Genomic DNA, 17,276 nt, shown 5'->3' on the forward strand with positions numbered 1-17,276 from the left:
GTGACGCGACAGCTGAAGTGAAGCGACGACTTCGCTGTCAATGGACCAGATCAAGGGTGGCCTTTCTGTTCCTAGCCCGACAACCGTTGGGCTATTTTTTCGCGCGTTTGAATCTACTGTGCACCACCCACATCCACACCTCTGAACCCAATCAAAACCGCTGTTGACGAGCGCTGCGCACCGTTCTATAGATGAACTGCACCACGCTGTCGATGACAGCACCAGGTAGCCGGGACCTGCAAGGCTACGCTCCCCCAGAGTGGTTCCTCCCAAAGTGCGACTAGCGTTCGGCGGCTCGCACGGTTATCGCTCCCCGCGATGATGAGCGCTCTTACACCACTGCTGTTGCACCTGACCTTCCCTTGCGGACTCACCCCCGCCAGGGCCGGTGAATATCCGCGTTTCTCGCAAACAGGAGATTCACCATGACCACGGCAAACACTGCTGCCCCCACCACTTACTTCAACCTGCACACCCAAGGCATTGGTTACTTGAACCGCGTGCGCGAAGTGCCGGTACGTCGCGGCCAACCTTTCATGGCCTGCGACATTGCCGCGTTGCACGGTGCGTCGGATGACGTCGAGTACACCCGCTTCGACTGCAAGGTCGCTGGCGGTGAAGCCGAACGGCTGATCCGCGAACACCTCGAGGATGTCCGTGCCGAACGCAAGGTGCTGATCGCGTTTCGCATTGGCGACCTCTGGGTCGATGCCTTCACCTACGAGAAAGGTGAGCGCAAAGGCCAACCCGGCGCCAGCCTCAAAGGTCGGCTGATCTTCATCGAGTGGATCAAGGTAAACGGTCAGCTCACCTACAAAGCGCCAGCTCGGCAGGATGCTTCCTCGCCTGATCAGCCGTCCGAAGCGGCTGGTGAGGATGCGCCGGACTCTTCACGCAGTGCCGATCAGGCTCCGAACCAGGCCACGCAGCCTGCCTGAGACTGATGCCCCACCACAGAGGCGCTCACATGAGCGCCTTTTCTCACCCCCGGAGGCTGCCATGGAGAGTTACTGGCTCTGTGAGGATTGCCTGCACGCCGTGGCCTACGACGACTTCAGCGCACTGTCGCTGTACTACAGCGAGGCCGAAGTCGATCAGCGAATCGCGCAGATGCGTAAGGCGCTGCAGGTGCTGTTGCCGCTCAGCGCTGATTTCGATCCGGACACTGGCGTTGGCATCGACCCCTTCTCCACTCACCCCTGCGAAGGCTGTCACTCCCCGTTGCACGGCACCCGGCATCGTTTCACCCGCCTGTGACCGCCTGCCCCTACCCACAGGGACCTCCTCTCGGAGCCCCCCTGCACACGAGGTTCTGCTCATGAAAACGCCATTGACCCTGGTCGAGCCCCTCGACCCCGTCCTGGCCCAGCGCGCCCACGAAGATGCGTTGATCAGCGAAGCCCTGCAGTTGCTGGACCAACGCTACTTTCAGCGCGGTGAAGTACTGATCACACCTGCCGACGCCGCGTCTTACCTGAAACTGCGGCTGGCGCCTTACCACCACGAGGTATTTGCCCTGCTGTACCTCGATTCCCAGCACCGCGTGCTGGACTTCGAAGTGTTGTTTTTCGGCAGCATCGATGGAGCCTCGGTGTACCCCCGTGAGGTGGTGGTCAAGGCACTGGCGCACAACGCCGCCGCGGTCATCCTCAGCCACAACCACCCTTCCGGCTGCCCTGAACCCAGCGGCGCCGACCGCGTGCTGACGGCGCGTCTGATCGAAATCTTGGCGCTGGTCGAGGTCCGCATTCTGGACCACATCATCGTCGGTGAAGGTCAGCCCCTCTCCCTGGCCGAATACGGCTGGATCTAACCCTCTCTCTCGCCACCGCCTACATGGGGTGGCGTGCTTTTTTCACTGGAGCGCCACCATGCTCACCTCAATCCCCAACCCCTTTGCCCGCGGCTTCCATGCATTCGCCTGCGAGCGCGTGGTCCAGATCCACTACGACGACCGGTGCCCGCCCTGCTATCGCCCCCTGCACACCGCCCAGCTGGACCTGGACGACGATCACATCAACTGCCAGGCGTGCGTATTCGATGACGACTGCGCCGTCATCACGGAAGGCAAGGATGTCTCTGGCTTCCTTCGCATGCAGTTGCCCGCGGACGGCGTGGTCAGCACGGTGCTGTACCAAGTCACCGCCGAGCGGCTGACTGGCTCGGTACACGTTGGCGACCTGCCCAGCCTGGAAGCGGCGGAGCACCTGATGCAGCAGCTGTCCTTTGCCACTGGCCAGTACAGCCGCAGCTGGGAGATCAGTTCATCCCACCTACCGGCTGACGAGTATGCCTACCTTGAGCAGCTTGCCCGCTGCGAACGATCGGCCGGCTTCTTTGAATGCTTCCGGTTGGTCAGTAACCGTTCCGTCGGCTGCAAGCTGTACTCGACACCCTGGCACCGCAGCGCCCAACTGGAGGGCCTCGGTTGCTCAGCGGCGGACGTCTGCATTCGCCTGTTGGATGAACAGGTGCCGCCGGTGTTGATGACCCTGTTGCTGCTGGCCGGCCAGGCCGACACGCGCTTCCTGGTGTTTGATCCCGATGCAGCCCCGCTGGCAGGACTGCCGGTGTTTACTGACGATTGACCCAAGGCGCCCTGCGGGGCGCCTTTTTTATGTGTTGGGCCTGATAAACCGGCCGGGCAACTTCGGTTTTTCAGTGGGTACACCTCGCACGCGTTGCCAAGGTGTCGGCACCTACTGTCGAGACCTGCTCATGTACACGCCCGCACTTCCTTACCTTGTCCTGATGCTCGCGCTGGCAGGGTGCAACACGTCGCCTGTCATCACCCCATCGGTGCCACCTGCTGTCTCAGTAGCAGCACCGACCACCCCGCCCAAGCCGCTCTCGGAATCACCGGCATGGGTCCGCCAGGACCGCTACACCCTGGTCAGCACGCGTCCGACGCTGGAGCAACGCCAGCCATTGTTCCAGCTCGTCATCGTGCAAGTTTCACCGGCGCTGCACGCGACGGTCGGTGATGCCCTGCTTCATGTGCTGCAGCGCTCGGGCTACTCACTCTGCGCCAACCGCGCCGAGGTCACCACCTTGTTCAGCCGCCCCCTGCCGGCCGTGCAGCACCAACTCGGGCCGATGGCGCTGCTGGACGCCTTGACCATCCTCGGCGGCCCGGCTTGGCGGCTCGTGATCGACCCGGTCGAACGCAGCGTGTGCTACGCCCTTCGCGCACCGGTGCCCGCTCCACCTCACCCGTCTCTGGAGATTGCGCCATGAAGGTCCATCACTTTCAGGCCCTGGTGCTCGGGGCCCTGTGCCTCGGCGCCGCCGTACTGGCCGCCGTGACCTACAACCACCAGCAACACCTGACCGCGCTCCTGGTCGCCGCTGATAGTGCGCCAGCCGATCCAGTCCCAGCGCTGCGTCGGGATCTCGATGCACTCAGCGCCGACCTTGCGACACTCCCGCCGCAAGTGAAAGCGTTGGACGAGCATCAGCGCCAACAGGACGCGACCTTCGCGACACTGAGCAAACAGCTGGATGAGGTGAGCGCTTCGCTCAAGGCCATTGAAGCGGTGCCTGTGGGTCCGAGCAGATCCGATCTGGCAGCGCTGGAGCAACGACTGGACAGCGCGGAAACCGCTGTGCGCCTCCTGGAGGCTCGACCGACTGCGTCATCCGTACAGTCCCAGCCTGTAACCCCCATCAAGCAGCTCACCAAAACCCAAGCGCCGACGCCACCGTTCACCTTGCTAGGTGTCGAGACTCGCGGCGACGTCCGGTTTGTCTCGGCCCTACCGGCCGGCGCGCACGCCCTGTCGACCGTCCGCCTGCTGCAGCCCGGCGACAGCCTGAACGGCTGGCAGCTCAAGACCCTTCGCCGGAATCAGGCCGTATTCCAGGTGCCTGGCCTCGGCGAACGTTCGCTGCCCCTGCCGTGACGAGGTGCATATGGTCCGGATCACCACTCTCTCGCTGCTCCTATTCCCCATCTACCTGGTACCGGGATCGGGATGGAGTGCACCCGCCACGGTTCAAACGGAGCAGCAGTCCAGCGAGCAGGCTCCACTGCAGCAAGCTCGCTCCGCAGCACAGGCCAAGGTCTGGGGGCTGACCGATGACGAATGGGCCAAGTTCGAGCGCCTGCAGAGGGGGCCCCGCCACTACTGGTCACCGCAGCTCGACCCACTGACCACCCTGGGCGTGGAAGCCGATTCGGACCAAGAGCGCCAGCGCTACGCCGAGCTGCAGGTGCGACTCGAAGCCAAACGTGCCGAGCGCGAACTGGCCTATGAAAAAGCCTACACCGCAGCTTGGGCGCGGCTGTTCCCGGGACTGCTGCCGGTGCAGGGGATGAGCGATGCAGCCTCCCCGTCGAGCAACTCGCGCTATGCCGTGTTTGTGGAGGACCCGTGCTCGACCTGTGAGGCCAGCGTCCGCCAATGGTTGAGCACGGGCGCCCATCTGGACGTCTACCTGGTGGGCAGCCAGGGCGACGATGCGCGCATTCGGCAATGGGCGCGCATCGTGGGCATTACCCCGATCCAGGTCAGTAGCGGCCAGATCACCCTCAATCACGACCGCGGCCGCTGGTTCGCCCTCGGCGCCAGCCGCCCCCTGCCTGCGCGCTTTCAACAGGTGGAAGGGACATGGCAACGCGTCGACTGATCCTCGCCTTGGTCCTGATGGGGGTGACTGCGGCCCAAGCAGGCGGCCTGCCTCCGCCGGCTTACCAGTTGGCCGCCGCCCAAGCTGGCATCCCGGCCTCGGTGCTGTTCGCCATTGCCCAGCAGGAGAGCGGCACGCCGCTGCGTGGGCGACTTATTCCCTGGCCGTGGACCTTGAATGTGGCCGGCACGCCGCAGCGTTTCGCCACCCGTGACCAGGCCTGCAGCGCTCTCACCGTGGCGCTCAACAGGCATGATCCCAAGCGCATCGACGTTGGCCTGGGGCAAACCAACCTGGGCTACCACCCGGAGCGTTACCCCACCGCCTGCGATGCCCTCGATCCGCGCGCCAACCTCGCCGTCACCGCCGACCTGTTGCGCGAGCACTACACCGACGTCGGTGACTGGGTCATTGCCGCAGGCCGCTACCACCGGCCTGCGGGTGGAGCCCCGGCGGCACGCTACAGCACGCAGTTCAGCCAGCACTGGCAGCGCCTTGAAGCCGCCACGTCCAGCCGTGGAGGACCACGCTTATGATCGACGTTCGCCGGGGCGCACTGATCTGCGGGCTGGTGGGGTTGTTGGCTGCCGGGGCATCGCTTGGGACAACGCCCCCGGCCATGGCCGCCGAGTCGACCGGGCCGGTCGAACGACGCGATCCTTGCACACTGAACTGGGTGCTGCCGGTGCACAGCGCGCGTCTCACGCCGGGTGAGGTGCCGCGCAGAGCCTTGGACCTGCCGGGCATGGTCCCGCTGTTCTTGGTTGGCGCGGACGCCGCCTCATTGGCGTGGCTGGCGCAGCACGCGCCGGCGCTCAAGCGGTTGGGTGCCAACGGCTTGGCCGTTGAGGTCGCCGATGCAGCTGCGCTGCAGCGTATCCAGTCGGTAGTACCTGAGTTGACCATCTGGCCAGTCAGTGGCGACGACATCGCCGAGCGGCTGGAGCTGGAGCACTACCCGGTGCTGATCACACCGACCGGTCTGGAACAGTGAGGTAGCGCCATGAGCGATCATGCGATGGAATCTCTGCTGCGCCCGGCAGTGGAGCTGTACACCGTAAGCATCTGCGCCGGTGCCGGCGCGCTGTGCCTGCATTCGCCCTGGGCCGTGGCGCTGTCGCCGGAGGTCGGCGCCGGTATGGCCCTGGCCTACACCGCCTTCGGTCTCAAGCGCCTCAACGAGGCTCGCATTGTTTTGCGTTATCGGCGCAACATCCGCCGTCTGCCCCGCTACTCGCTGACGAGCCGACAGATCCCGGTCAGCACCAAGCGCCTGTTCATGGGCCGTGGCTTTCGCTGGAGCCGGCTCCACACACAACGCTTGCTTGAAGCACAAGACCCCGCGCTGGCCCGCTACGTCAACCAGTCAGCGGCCTACCAATGGGCACGGCGCCTGGAGCACGTGCTGGAAAAAGCGCCGCCAGGGCTATCCCTCCTGCCTCGCGTGACCGCCTGGGACAGCCCTCTCAACCCGGTACGGCCGCTGCCGCCCGTGGGCGGCTCACCGCTGCTGCATGGCGTCGAGCCCAACGAGCAGGAGGCGTCCTTGCCACTGGGCGAACGCGTGGGCCACACCCTGGTGCTGGGCACTACCCGGGTCGGCAAGACGCGCCTGGCCGAAGTCTACATCACCCAAGACATTCACCGACCGAGCCAGGAAGTGGTGATTGTCTTTGACCCCAAAGGCGATGCCGACCTGCTCAAGCGCATGTACGTGGAAGCGCGACGCGCTGGCCGTCAGCACGAGTTCTACGTCTTTCACCTGGGCTGGCCGGAGATTTCCGCCCGCTACAACGCCATCGGCCGCTTCGGCCGCATTTCCGAAGTCGCCACCCGCATCGCCGGCCAACTCAGCGGCGAAGGCAACTCGGCCGCGTTTCGCGAGTTCGCCTGGCGCTTCGTCAACATCATCGCCCGGGCGTTGATCGAACTCGGCCGACGCCCTGACTACCTGCAGATTCAGCGGCACGTGGTGAACATCGATGCGCTGTTCATCGAATACGCCCAGCACTTTTTCGCCCGACATGATCCGCAGGCCTGGGAGACAATCGTGGATCTTGAAGCTCGCCTCAACGAGAAGAACGTGCCCCGGCACATGGTCGGCCGCGAGAAACGTGTGGTCGCCATCGAGCAGTACCTCACCGCCAAGCGCTTGTTCGACCCGGTCATGGACGGCCTTCGTTCGGCTGTGCGCTACGACCGCACGTACTTCGACAAGATCGTCGCCTCGCTGCTGCCGCTGCTGGAAAAGCTCACCAGTGGTAAGACAGCCCAGTTGCTGGCCCCCAACTATGCCGACCTGGACGATCCACGACCCATCTTCGACTGGCTGCAGGTGATCCGCAAACGCGGCATCGTCTACGTCGGCCTGGATGCACTGTCCGATGCAGAGGTCGCCGCAGCGGTCGGCAACTCGATGTTTGCCGACCTGGTCTCGGTGGCCGGGCACATCTACAAACACGGCATCGACCATGGCCTGCCGAACTCCTACAGCGCGACTGACCAGGTGCCCATCAATTTGCACGCCGACGAATTCAATGAGCTCATGGGCGACGAGTTCATTCCACTGATCAACAAAGGCGGCGGCGCCGGTATCCAGGTCACCGCCTACACGCAGACGTTGAGCGACATCGAGGCACGTATCGGCAGCCGAGCCAAAGCCGGCCAAGTCATCGGCAACTTCAACACCCTGCAGATGCTGCGCGTACGGGAAACTGCGACCGCCGAGCTGCTGACCAATCAGCTGCCGAAGGTCAACGTGCAGACCCGTACTCTGGTCTCCGGCGCGACCGACACGGCCGATCCCGATGCTAGAACTGACTTCACCTCTTCTTCGCAGGACCGGGTGACCACCACCTCCGTGCCACTGATCGAGCCCGCACACATAATCGCCCTGCCGAAGGGTCAGATGTACTCGTTCCAGGAAGGCGGGCAACTTTGGAAAGTGCGAATGCCGCTGCCCAAACCCGCCAGCGACGATGCAATGCCAGAGGATCTGCAGGCGCTGGCTGCGCGCATGCGCGAGTCCTACAACGCTAATGCGGGAAGTTGGTGGAGCAGCGCCGGCGGTGCGCCGACGGCCGACTTCGATCCCGAGATGTCACCACCCGGGTGTAAATCCGGCCCGTGAGCACCTGGCAGCCAGCGAACACTTAGGAGCCTTTAATGCGTACTGCTCTAAACAACCCGCCTCAACCACAACGACGACCGGGTCTGATCCTCGGCACGCTTGAGTTTTGCCTACGATTACTCGGTCTGCTGTTCGCCTCCTTGATGTTCTCCATCCTGCTGGAGTGCGCGGGCATGCTCTGGTTCTGGCCCGAGCAGGGCTGGCATCACAGTCATACCATGTGGCTGAGTGAGCTCGGCTGGCTCAGCAGTCACTTCAAGCATTCATTGCTCGTGCAAGAACCAGCTCAAGCGACTTTCAAGATACTCGAACACCTCAACGATAGGGTCGTTGTGCGCTCTGGATGGGGGACATCCGATGCCCAGCTGAAGCTGCTTGGTCGTGAGACGTCAGTGCACGGGCAGCTCGCACAAGTCTACGTTGTGATGCAGGCCTACCTGCTGGCGGCCTTGTTTACGGTCTTTACTTTCGTCGTGCGACTGGTCGTTCTCACCTTGGCCACACCGCTGTTCTTGCTTGCCGTGATCACCGGCGCGGTCGATGGCTTAATGCGTCGCGACCTGCGCAAGTTCGGGGCGGGCCGGGAGAGCAGCTTTGTGTACCATCGAGCGAAGCGGACGCTGCTGCCGCTTATGGTAAGCCCTTGGGTGATCTACCTCTCTCTTCCCTTATCGATGAATCCCATTTGGGTGCTACTGCCATGCGCTGCGGTGCTTGGATGGATGGTGGCAATCACGGCTGCGACTTTCAAAAAATACCTTTGACTGTCCGTTGTCGACCCAAAGTAGCAGTTTCAAGAAATGTTGCTGGCAATTTCAATAAAACGCTCCGCATCTGTTAATTTTAGAATGACCAATATTGTTCAATTACCGCCCTCGTACCTACTCCGGTCTGACATAACAACCAAACCGCTCGGGATTTTACCTACCAAGCCAATGAGCAGTTGATTTCGGTAACCACGTGCCCGACCCGTTGAGCCTAGCACTGGCGCTCCGCTGACGGCCGGGTTCTAATCAAGCTCTAGGCTGTAACCCACCCCATATACAGACCTGAGTGGGTCATGTCCTGGAACTACTCCTGACAGTTTGCGCCGTAAATTCTTAACGTGACTGTCTACGGTTCGGTCTGCGACCACGCGATGGTCCTGGTAGATGTGGTTCATCAGCTGGTCGCGAGACAGCACTTGCCCGGGCCGGGCCGCCAACGCGGCAAGCATGCGGAACTCTACCGGCGTCAGATCCAGCGCCACGCCCTTGTAGCGGGCCTGGAACATGCGGGCATCGAGCTCCAGGCCCATGCCTGGCCCCTGCTGCCCGCTGCGGCGCAGCACGGCCTTGACCCGCGCCACCAGCTCCCGGGGCGAAAACGGCTTGCATATGTAGTCGTCGGCGCCCAGCTCTAGCCCTAGCAGGCGGTCTATTTCATCGACCCTGGCGGTCATCATGATCAGCGGCATCTGAGTGAAGCTGCGCAGCTCGCGGCAGATGTCCAGGCCATCGCGGCCAGGCAGCATCAAGTCGAGCAGGACGAGTTCGTACTGGCCTTGACGGATGGCCGGGATCACCGCCAGGCCATCTGCCAGGTGGTCGACGCGATAACCACCTGCGCGCAGATAATCACCTACCAGTACGGCGAGCTTGGGTTCATCCTCCACCAGCAGAATCTGGCTCATGCTTGTTCTCCCGCCAGTGGCAGGGTCAGCACCAGCAGCAGCCCGCCCATGGCCGAGGCCTTGGCGGTCAGCTGACCGCCGTGCACTTCGGCAATACCCCGGCAAATCGCCAGCCCCAACCCGGTGCCGCCGCTGGCCCGGTTGCGCGAGCGTTCGGCGCGGTAGAAGCGTTCGAACAGTCGCGCGAGCGAGGCGCTGTCGACTCCCGGGGCAGTATCTTCACATTGCACAAGCACCTGGTCACCTTCCTGGAATGCACGCAAAACGGTAAACCCACCTGCATCGGTATAGCGACGGCTGTTTTCCAGCAGATTGTGCAGCAACTGGCCCAGGCGTCCCTCGTCGCCCATTACCCACAGTGGCTGCTCAGGCAACTCCAGCCGCAGTTGCAGGCCGCGCTCGGCAAAACTGGCCTGGAAGGCTTCGGTCACCACCGGTAACAGCACGCACAAGTCGATGCGTTCACGTCGATAGGTTGGTCCACCTACTTCAGCCAGTGACAGGTCAAACAGGTCATCGACCAGCTTGCTCAGCGACCCGACCTCGCCTTGCAGCGAGCGCAGACCGTTACCATCGACCGGGCGAATGCCATCTTCCATGGCTTCAAGTTCAGCACGCATCACCGCCAGCGGCGTGCGCAGCTCGTGGGAAATATCGGCCATGAAGTCGCGGCGCAGGCGCTCGTTGCTCGCCAGCGTGGCGGCCATGCGGTTGAAGTCGCCGGCCAATTGCCCTGCTTCGTCTGCCGAACGCACCGGCAGCTGGATTTCATAATCACCCGCAGCCAGGCGATGGGTAGCCCTGGCCACTTCACGGATCGGGCGGAGCAAGGCACGGCTAAGCCACCAGACGATAACACCTGTGGCCAACAGACAGGCCAGACCTATCAGCAGGCTGGAGCGCAGCTGGTTCAGCTGGAAGCGGCGGTCTCCCACGCTGGTTACCGACTGCAGCGGCGCAAGGGCCATCCAGCCAACCACCTGTTCTTGATGCCTGATCGGGCGCAGCAGCATTTCATTGCTAGGCCCCTGGTAGCCGATGATCGGCCGCCGCTGGGCATCGAGCAGGGCAAAGCGCACGAATGCGCCGGTCAGGTCGGAGACCGTCAGCAAGCTGGGGTCGAACGTCTTGTCCGGCTGGGTATCGTCCGGGCGCAGCAGTTCGAACCACTGGTCCTTGTCGAGACGGATGAAATCCCAGCTGCCATTACGTGCATAGGCCTGCTCGACCCGCGGCACGATGCGATCCATGCGCTCCTCGGCTTGCTGATTGAGGTAGCCGAGAAAGCCATATTTCAAGCTCAGGTAGGCGGCGAAAACCATCCCCAACACGGCGAAAGTGCAGACCACGAGCATCGCGAAGAAAAACTTGTGCGAAAGGCTGACTTTCATGGCTCCGCCAGTGAATTGGAATTGCCACCATTGAAGCTTGCCAACTCCAGTGCCGCAAGGCGCACAGGCCAATCTCCACCGTTTCTGCACATTTGCTGCACAATTCCCGCGCACGCTTGGGCCATCTAAATCAATTGGGTCGGAGCCTGCGATGCATACGTTATTCCACTCCCTGTTCTTTACACGCTCACCTTTGTCCCGGGCGCTCCTGCTGGGCGCCGGCCTGCTTGTCCTTGGGGGGTGCGGTGAGACCGAGACCGCTGCCCCTCCCGCTCCCGTACAGGAGGTGGCGGTGCATGAAGTGACCACCGCAGCCCAGGCCCTGACCACCACCCTGCCCGGTCGCGCCAGCGCCCACCTGATTGCCGAGATCCGCCCCCAGGTGGGTGGCATCATCCAAAAGCGCCTGTTCAACGAGGGCGACACGGTCAAGGCCGGCCAGGCGCTGTACCAGATTGACCCACAGACCTACCAGGCCACCTTGGCCCAGGCCAAGGCCACCGTCAGTTCAGCCAGAGCCACCCTGCGGGCTGCCGAACTCAAAGCCAAGCGTGATGCTCAACTGGTGAAGCTCGACGCCATCAGTGCCGAAGACAACGAAAGCGCCCAGTCGGCCCTGCTCGAGGCCCGTGCCAGCCTGCAGTCTGCCTTGGCAGAACAGCGCACTGCGCAGATCAACCTCGACTACACCCGCATCAACGCGCCGATCGATGGCCGCACCGCCACCTCGACGGTCACCCCTGGCGCACTGGTCACTGCCGAGCAGACCACGGCCCTCACCACCGTGCAGCAGCTGGACCCGATCTACGTCGATTTCACCCAGCCGAGCAGCACCTTGCTGCGCCTCAAGCGCGAACTGGCCGAAGGCAAGCTGGCACGCAGCGGACAGGCGGATGCCGCTCGTGTGACCCTGGAACTTGAAGACGGCAGCACCTACGCACACGCCGGCACCCTCACCTTCAATGGCGTGAGCGTTGACGAAAGCACCGGCAGTGTGACGTTCCGCGCAGTGGTGCCCAATCCCGACGGCCTGCTGATGCCGGGCATGTACATCAAGGCAACGCTGCAGGAAGGCGTACAGAACGACGCCATTTTGGTACCACAGCAGGCCGTCAGCCGTGACGAGCGCGGTGGCGCCACCGCCCTGGTAGTGGTCGATGGCAAGGTAGAGCAGCGTGAGCTGACCTTGGCCCGCGCGGTGGACAACCGCTGGTGGGTCAGTCAGGGCCTGGCAGCAGGCGACAAGGTCATCATCGAGGGTCTGCAAAAGGTGCGTGTTGGCCAACAGGTGCAGGTGCAGAACAAACCCCTGACCGCCCACAACGACAGCAACTGAGGCCCACTCCATGGCACGCTTTTTCATCGATCGGCCAATCTTCGCCTGGGTCATCGCCATCCTGATCATGCTCGGGGGTGGCCTGGCCATCTTCGAACTGCCGCTGGCCCAGTATCCCAACATCGCCCCGCCGCAGATCAGCCTCAACGCCACCTACACCGGCGCGTCGGCCAAGACCATGGAAGACTCGGTGACTCAGGTCATCGAACAGCAGATGACCGGCCTCGACGGCCTCACCTACATATCCTCCACCAGCAGCTCGTCCGGCAGCGCCAAAATCACCCTGACCTTCGAGACCGGCACGGATGTAAACACTGCGCAAATGCAGGTCCAGACCAAGCTGGAGCAGGCCAAGGCGCGCCTGCCCGATACCGTGCAGCAGCAGGGTATCCAGATCAACAATTCGGCCAGCGACTTCCTTATCATCGTATCTCTGGTGTCGGACAATCCTGATGTGACCGCCACCGACATCAGTGACTTCATCTCCAGTACCCTGTATGACCAGATCAGCCGGGTCAGCGGCGTCGGCGACGTGACCACCCTCGGTTCGAGCTACGCCATGCGCATCTGGCTCGACCCGGACAAGCTCAAGCAATTCGCGCTGATGCCCTCGGACGTCAGCAGCGCGCTGGAAGCGCAGAACGTCGACACCTCGGCCGGCCAGTTGGGCGCCCTGCCTGCCCGAGCCGGCCAGCAGCTCAACGCCACCATCAACGCCCGCAGCAAGCTGCAGACCGCCGCGCAGTTCCGCGACCTGGTACTGAAGTACAACAGTGCCGGCGCAGTGGTCACCCTGGCCGACGTGGCCCGGGTAGAGCTGGGCAGCGAACGCTACGATGTGGTCGCCGAGCACAATGGCCGGCCTTCCGGCGGCCTTGCGGTGAGCCTGGCCACCGGTGCGAACGCACTGGACGTTTCTGAAGCGGTGCAAGCCAAGTTGGCCGAACTGGAACAGTTCTTCCCTAGCAAGCTGCAACTGCGTAGCGAGGTGGCCTACAACACCGCGCCGTTCGTGAAGATTTCCATCGAGGAGGTGGTCAAGACCCTGTTCGAAGCCATCGCCCTGGTGGTGCTGATCATGTACCTGTTCATGCAGAACCTGCGCGCCACGCTGATCCCCGCTATTGCCGTACCGGTGGTACTGCTTGGCACCTTCGGCGTATTGGCGATGCTCGGCTACTCGATCAACACGTTGACCATGTTCGGCATGGTGCTGGCGATCGGCTTGTTGGTTGATGATGCCATCGTGGTGGTGGAGAACGTCGAGCGCATCATGGCCGAAAAAGGCCTGTCGCCGCGTGAGGCGACCCGCCAGTCGATGGGCGAGATCAGCGGCGCGCTGATCGGTATTGCCGTAGTGCTCTCGGCAGTATTCATCCCGATGGCCTTCTTCGGCGGCTCAACCGGGATTATCTACCGTCAGTTTTCGGTAACTCTGGTAGCGGCCATGGCCTTGTCTGTCCTGGTGGCGATGACCCTGACACCGGCCCTCTGCGCTACCCTGCTCAAGCCGGTGACGGCCCACGGTACACCGCAGCGTGGCTTCTTCGGCTGGTTCAACCGCACTTTCGACCGCACCTCGAAGCGCTATCAGCGCGGTGTCGGCAAGGTACTCGCGCGCCCGCTGCGCGGCCTGCTGGTGTACGTACTGCTGCTCGGCGGCGTGGCGCTGATGTTCCAGAAGCTGCCCACCGCGTTCCTGCCCGAAGAAGATCAGGGCATGCTGATGATGCAGATGACCCTGCCGGTGGGCGGCACCGACGAACGCCTGCAGGCGGTCAGTCGGCAGGTGCAGGACTACATGCTTCAACAACCGGAGGTGGCGTCGATCCTGACCGTGCGTGGCCTGGGTAACGGTGGTAACGCCCAGAACTCGGGGCGCGGCTTCATCAAGCTCAAGGACTGGAGCGAGCGCCAAGGCGACGAGCACAGCGCCACATCGGTGGCACGCCGGGCCAACATGGCGCTGTCGAAGATCCTCGATGCCAATGTCTTCGTCATCGCCCCTCCGGCCATTCAGGGCCTGGGCCAAAGTTCCGGCTTCGACGTGCAGTTGCAGGACTTGGCTGGCCTCGGTCACGCCGAGCTGCTCAAGGCCCGCGATCAGTTCATTACCTTGGCGGCCAAGGACGCGCGCCTGGCCAACGTGCGTGCTCAGGGGCTGGAGGACACGCCCCAGCTCAACGTTCACATCAACGACCCCAAGGCCGGTGCCATGGGTGTTTCCGCCAGCGATATCAACGACACCCTGAGCACCGTGATGGGCGGCAGCTACGTCAACGACTTCGTCGACGCCGGGCGGGTGAAGAAAGTCTACCTGCAGGGCGAGGCCGACAAGCGCATGCTGGCAGAGGATATCGGCGCCTGGTATGTGCGCAACGACAGCGATGCCATGGTGCCGTTGTCGGCGTTTACCAGCACCTCATGGAGCACCGCCTCGCCGCTGCTGGAGCGCTTCAATGGCTTCGGTTCCTACGAACTGGTAGGTGAGCCGGCCAGTGGCGTGAGCTCCGGCGACGCCATGGCAGCGGTCGAGCAGATCATGGCGCAATTGCCTGACGGTATCGGTTACGCCTGGACCGGCCAGTCTTACCAGGAGCGCATGGCGGGTAACCAGGCCCCCTTGCTTTACGCCATCTCGATCCTGTTCGTGTTCCTGTGCCTGGCGGCGCTGTACGAAAGCTGGTCGGTCCCCTTTGCGGTCATGCTGGTAGTGCCGGTGGGTATCCTTGGCGCGCTGTTGCTGACGGGCCTGCGCGGCCTGGCCAACGATGTCTACTTCCAGGTCGGGTTGCTGACCACGGTGGGTCTGGCAGCGAAGAACGCCATCCTGATTGTCGAGTTCGCCAAAGAAGGATACGAGCGTAGCCAGGACCTCATCACTGCCACCCTGGAAGCGGCGCGCATCCGCCTTAGGCCGGTACTGATGACCTCGCTTGCGTTCATCCTGGGTGTGCTGCCGCTGGCCCTGAGTAGCGGAGCCGGGGCCGGTGGACGACAGGCGATCGGCACCGGCGTGCTGGGTGGCATGCTCGCCGCTACCGTGCTCGGCCTGTTCTTCATCCCGTTGTTCTATGTACTGGTACAGCGCTTGGCCGGCCGACGCGCCAGCACTGTCGATACTGTTGCAGGAGAAGTCTGATGCGTCTGTCCCCTCTTTTGCTGGCGCTGGCCCTCACTGGCTGCGTCAACCTCGCTCCTGACTACCAGCGCCCCGCGGCGCCTGTAGCGCAGCAATGGCCAAGCGACAGCAGCGCGGGCATAACAAGCGCCGATATCAGCTGGAAATCGCTGTTCACCGATGCCCGCCTACGCGACACCGTGGCGCTGGCGTTGACCAACAACCGCGACCTGCGCGTGGCCGCCTTGAATGTCGAATACCAGCGGGCGCAGTACCGCATCCAGCGCGCCGAGCTGTTTCCGGCAGTTTCGGCAACTGCCGACGGTACCCGCCAGCGCAGCGTGACCAATGGCAGCTCTGCGGTCAGCAGCCAATACAGCGTCGGTCTCGGCGTCAGCAGCTATGAGCTGGACCTGTTTGGCCGCCTAGGCAACCTCAAGGACGCTGCGCTGGAGCAGTACCTTTCGCTGGAGCAAACGCGCCGCAGCACGCAGCTCAGCCTGGTAGCCGAAGTCGCGACGGCCTGGATGACCCTGGCCGCCGACCAGCAACTGCTGAAGCTGGCCAATGACACCTATGCCAGCCAGCAGAAAACCTACACTCTGGTGCAGCAGAGCCATGGGCTGGGCGGCGAGTCCGGGGTGAGCCTGGCGCAAGCGCGCAGTACAGTCGAGTCCGCTCGGGCCGATGCGGCCAATTATGCCAGCCAGGTCGAGCAAGACCGCAATGCGCTCGAACTGCTGGTGGGCCAACGCCTGAGCGACGCGCTGCTGCCAGGCGACCAGCCATTCGATACCACACTGCTGGTGAGCGTGCCGCAGGGCCTGCCCTCGAGCCTGCTGCAACGTCGCCCGGACGTATTGGCTGCTGAACATACCCTGAAGGCGGCCAATGCTGATATCGGTGCGGCTCGGGCTGCGTTTTTCCCGAGCATTACCCTTACCGCCAGTGGCGGCAGCGCCAGCAGCGAGCTGTCCGGGTTGTTCAAAGGCGGCAGCGGCGCCTGGAGCTTCGCCCCCTCGATCAACCTGCCGATTTTCAACGCAGGCAGCAATAGAGCCAGCCTGGATGCAGCCAAGGTCAACAGCGAAATCGAAGTGGCGACCTACGAGAAGACGATCCAGACCGCGTTCAGCGAAGTGGCCGATGCGCTGTCAGTGCGTGGTCATATCAATGAGCGCCTTGATGCCCAGCGCAGCCTGACCGACGCTACCGACACCGCTTATCAGCTCTCGTTGGCCCTGTACAAGCAAGGCTCGGAGAGCTTTCTGGACGTGCTCGACGCCCAGCGCTCGTTGTACTCGGCGCAGCAGTCGCTGATCAACCTGAAGCTGACAGAACAGACCAACCGGGTGACCTTATACAAAACACTTGGTGGCGAATGGGGCAAACGGTGAAAAATCCACTTGATTTAAGCACGCTAATGCCCCCAACTGCTCTCAACATCGTTCAGAATTAGAGCAGTGTGTAGGCAGCTAATTTTCAGCCGCCCCATCCGCGTCTGCGCACAGTAAGCATACATGGTGGTCGGATCAGTTTGGGGACTAAGAGCTACTCCCTCAGCGCATCGAGGGCACGGGTGGACAATGTGGGCTTTAGTTTCGTGAGCCGCAAAGCAAGAAAAAGCTGCGCTCGTCATTCAACTATCAAGCTCTGCAACTGCGCTCCAATGTGACACCAAGTCTGCTCGACCTCGGTTCTTCGAGAGGATATTTAACGCCAACCCGGATGTACCCGAGCGCATAGGTGAAGGATACTCTCTTGCCCTAAGCGGAAGTATTTAGTTCGAGTCACGGAATTAGCTTATTTGGATTTCCCGACATAGAAGCCTGACGGTTATTAACCACTTCAAACGTGACAATTAGCGTACGGACGGCCCATAGCTCTGCCTAAATGACAGCTATGGGTCAAATCCACGAGCGGCAGCTATCGACCCAGGCTGTGTGAAAACGCAGTAAATACATCGAAAACTCAGAGTCGAGCTGACTGCCTGTGGA

General features: G+C 62.6%; 16 protein-coding genes. 14 read left to right on the top strand and 2 right to left on the bottom strand.

Annotated elements, in window-relative coordinates:
• Positions 1–425: 425 nt before the first annotated feature.
• The 11 genes from WF331_RS26855 (at position 426) to WF331_RS26905 (ending at position 8,523) form a co-directional block, all read left to right on the top strand.
• Entirely contained in the window at positions 426–938 is a 513-nt protein-coding gene (locus tag WF331_RS26855) for an STY4534 family ICE replication protein (protein ID WP_070087317.1), read from the top strand.
• Between the two features lie 61 nt (positions 939–999).
• Positions 1,000–1,257, top strand: a complete 258-nt coding sequence (locus WF331_RS26860) for a hypothetical protein (protein WP_070087318.1) — start codon at positions 1,000–1,002, stop codon at positions 1,255–1,257.
• A 61-nt stretch (positions 1,258–1,318) separates the two neighbouring features.
• Complete coding sequence (locus tag WF331_RS26865) at positions 1,319–1,813, top strand: JAB domain-containing protein (protein ID WP_340623486.1); 495 nt, start codon at positions 1,319–1,321, stop codon at positions 1,811–1,813.
• A gap of 58 nt (positions 1,814–1,871) precedes the next feature.
• Positions 1,872–2,588, top strand: a complete 717-nt coding sequence (locus WF331_RS26870; protein WP_070087320.1) for a DUF5983 family protein — start codon at positions 1,872–1,874, stop codon at positions 2,586–2,588.
• Between the two features lie 211 nt (positions 2,589–2,799).
• Entirely contained in the window at positions 2,800–3,237 is a 438-nt protein-coding gene (gene pilL2 / locus WF331_RS26875) for a PFGI-1 class ICE element type IV pilus protein PilL2 (RefSeq protein WP_232862535.1), read from the top strand.
• On the top strand, positions 3,234–3,902 hold the full coding sequence (locus WF331_RS26880) for a hypothetical protein (RefSeq protein WP_102689543.1): 669 nt from the start codon (positions 3,234–3,236) through the stop codon (positions 3,900–3,902). Before pilL2 ends, WF331_RS26880 begins: the two co-directional genes overlap by 4 nt.
• A gap of 10 nt (positions 3,903–3,912) precedes the next feature.
• The gene (locus WF331_RS26885; RefSeq protein ID WP_102689544.1) at positions 3,913–4,629 is read left to right on the top strand and encodes a TIGR03759 family integrating conjugative element protein; all 717 of its coding nucleotides are present in this window, start codon (positions 3,913–3,915) and stop codon (positions 4,627–4,629) included.
• Positions 4,611–5,165 (top strand): transglycosylase, encoded by a 555-nt coding sequence (locus WF331_RS26890; protein ID WP_102689545.1) that lies wholly within the window; start codon positions 4,611–4,613, stop codon positions 5,163–5,165. The genes WF331_RS26885 and WF331_RS26890 overlap by 19 nt, the downstream gene beginning before the upstream one ends.
• Positions 5,162–5,623 (top strand): integrating conjugative element protein, encoded by a 462-nt coding sequence (locus WF331_RS26895; RefSeq protein ID WP_196996655.1) that lies wholly within the window; start codon positions 5,162–5,164, stop codon positions 5,621–5,623. The genes WF331_RS26890 and WF331_RS26895 overlap by 4 nt, the downstream gene beginning before the upstream one ends.
• Positions 5,624–5,632: 9 nt before the next feature.
• Positions 5,633–7,759 (top strand): type IV conjugative transfer system coupling protein TraD, encoded by a 2,127-nt coding sequence (gene traD / locus WF331_RS26900; protein WP_177010236.1) that lies wholly within the window; start codon positions 5,633–5,635, stop codon positions 7,757–7,759.
• A 35-nt stretch (positions 7,760–7,794) separates the two neighbouring features.
• A complete protein-coding gene (locus tag WF331_RS26905) occupies positions 7,795–8,523 on the top strand; it encodes a TIGR03747 family integrating conjugative element membrane protein (protein WP_102689547.1) in 729 nt (242 codons plus the stop codon).
• A 245-nt stretch (positions 8,524–8,768) separates the two neighbouring features.
• On the opposite strand, the gene WF331_RS26910 is transcribed toward WF331_RS26905, so the two are convergent.
• Positions 8,769–9,431: a response regulator gene (locus WF331_RS26910; protein ID WP_102689548.1), complete on the bottom strand. Its 663-nt coding sequence runs from the start codon at positions 9,429–9,431 to the stop codon at positions 8,769–8,771.
• Entirely contained in the window at positions 9,428–10,822 is a 1,395-nt protein-coding gene (locus WF331_RS26915) for an ATP-binding protein (RefSeq protein WP_102689549.1), read from the bottom strand. The genes WF331_RS26910 and WF331_RS26915 overlap by 4 nt, the downstream gene beginning before the upstream one ends.
• A 151-nt stretch (positions 10,823–10,973) precedes the next feature.
• Here WF331_RS26915 and WF331_RS26920 point away from each other — a divergent pair, with 151 nt between their 5' ends.
• Genes WF331_RS26920 through WF331_RS26930 form a run of 3 tightly spaced genes read left to right on the top strand, consistent with a single transcriptional unit; the run spans position 10,974 to position 16,676 of the window.
• Positions 10,974–12,158, top strand: a complete 1,185-nt coding sequence (locus WF331_RS26920; protein ID WP_102689550.1) for an efflux RND transporter periplasmic adaptor subunit — start codon at positions 10,974–10,976, stop codon at positions 12,156–12,158.
• A gap of 10 nt (positions 12,159–12,168) precedes the next feature.
• A complete protein-coding gene (locus tag WF331_RS26925; RefSeq protein WP_340623487.1) occupies positions 12,169–15,300 on the top strand; it encodes an efflux RND transporter permease subunit in 3,132 nt (1,043 codons plus the stop codon).
• Positions 15,300–16,676, top strand: coding sequence for an efflux transporter outer membrane subunit (locus tag WF331_RS26930; protein ID WP_196171620.1), 1,377 nt, complete (start codon positions 15,300–15,302; stop codon positions 16,674–16,676). Before WF331_RS26925 ends, WF331_RS26930 begins: the two co-directional genes overlap by 1 nt.
• Positions 16,677–17,276 lie beyond the last annotated feature (600 nt).

This window comes from Pseudomonas sp. YNh (genome assembly GCF_037993085.1).
In the GTDB taxonomy this organism is placed as follows: domain Bacteria; phylum Pseudomonadota; class Gammaproteobacteria; order Pseudomonadales; family Pseudomonadaceae; genus Aquipseudomonas; species Aquipseudomonas putida.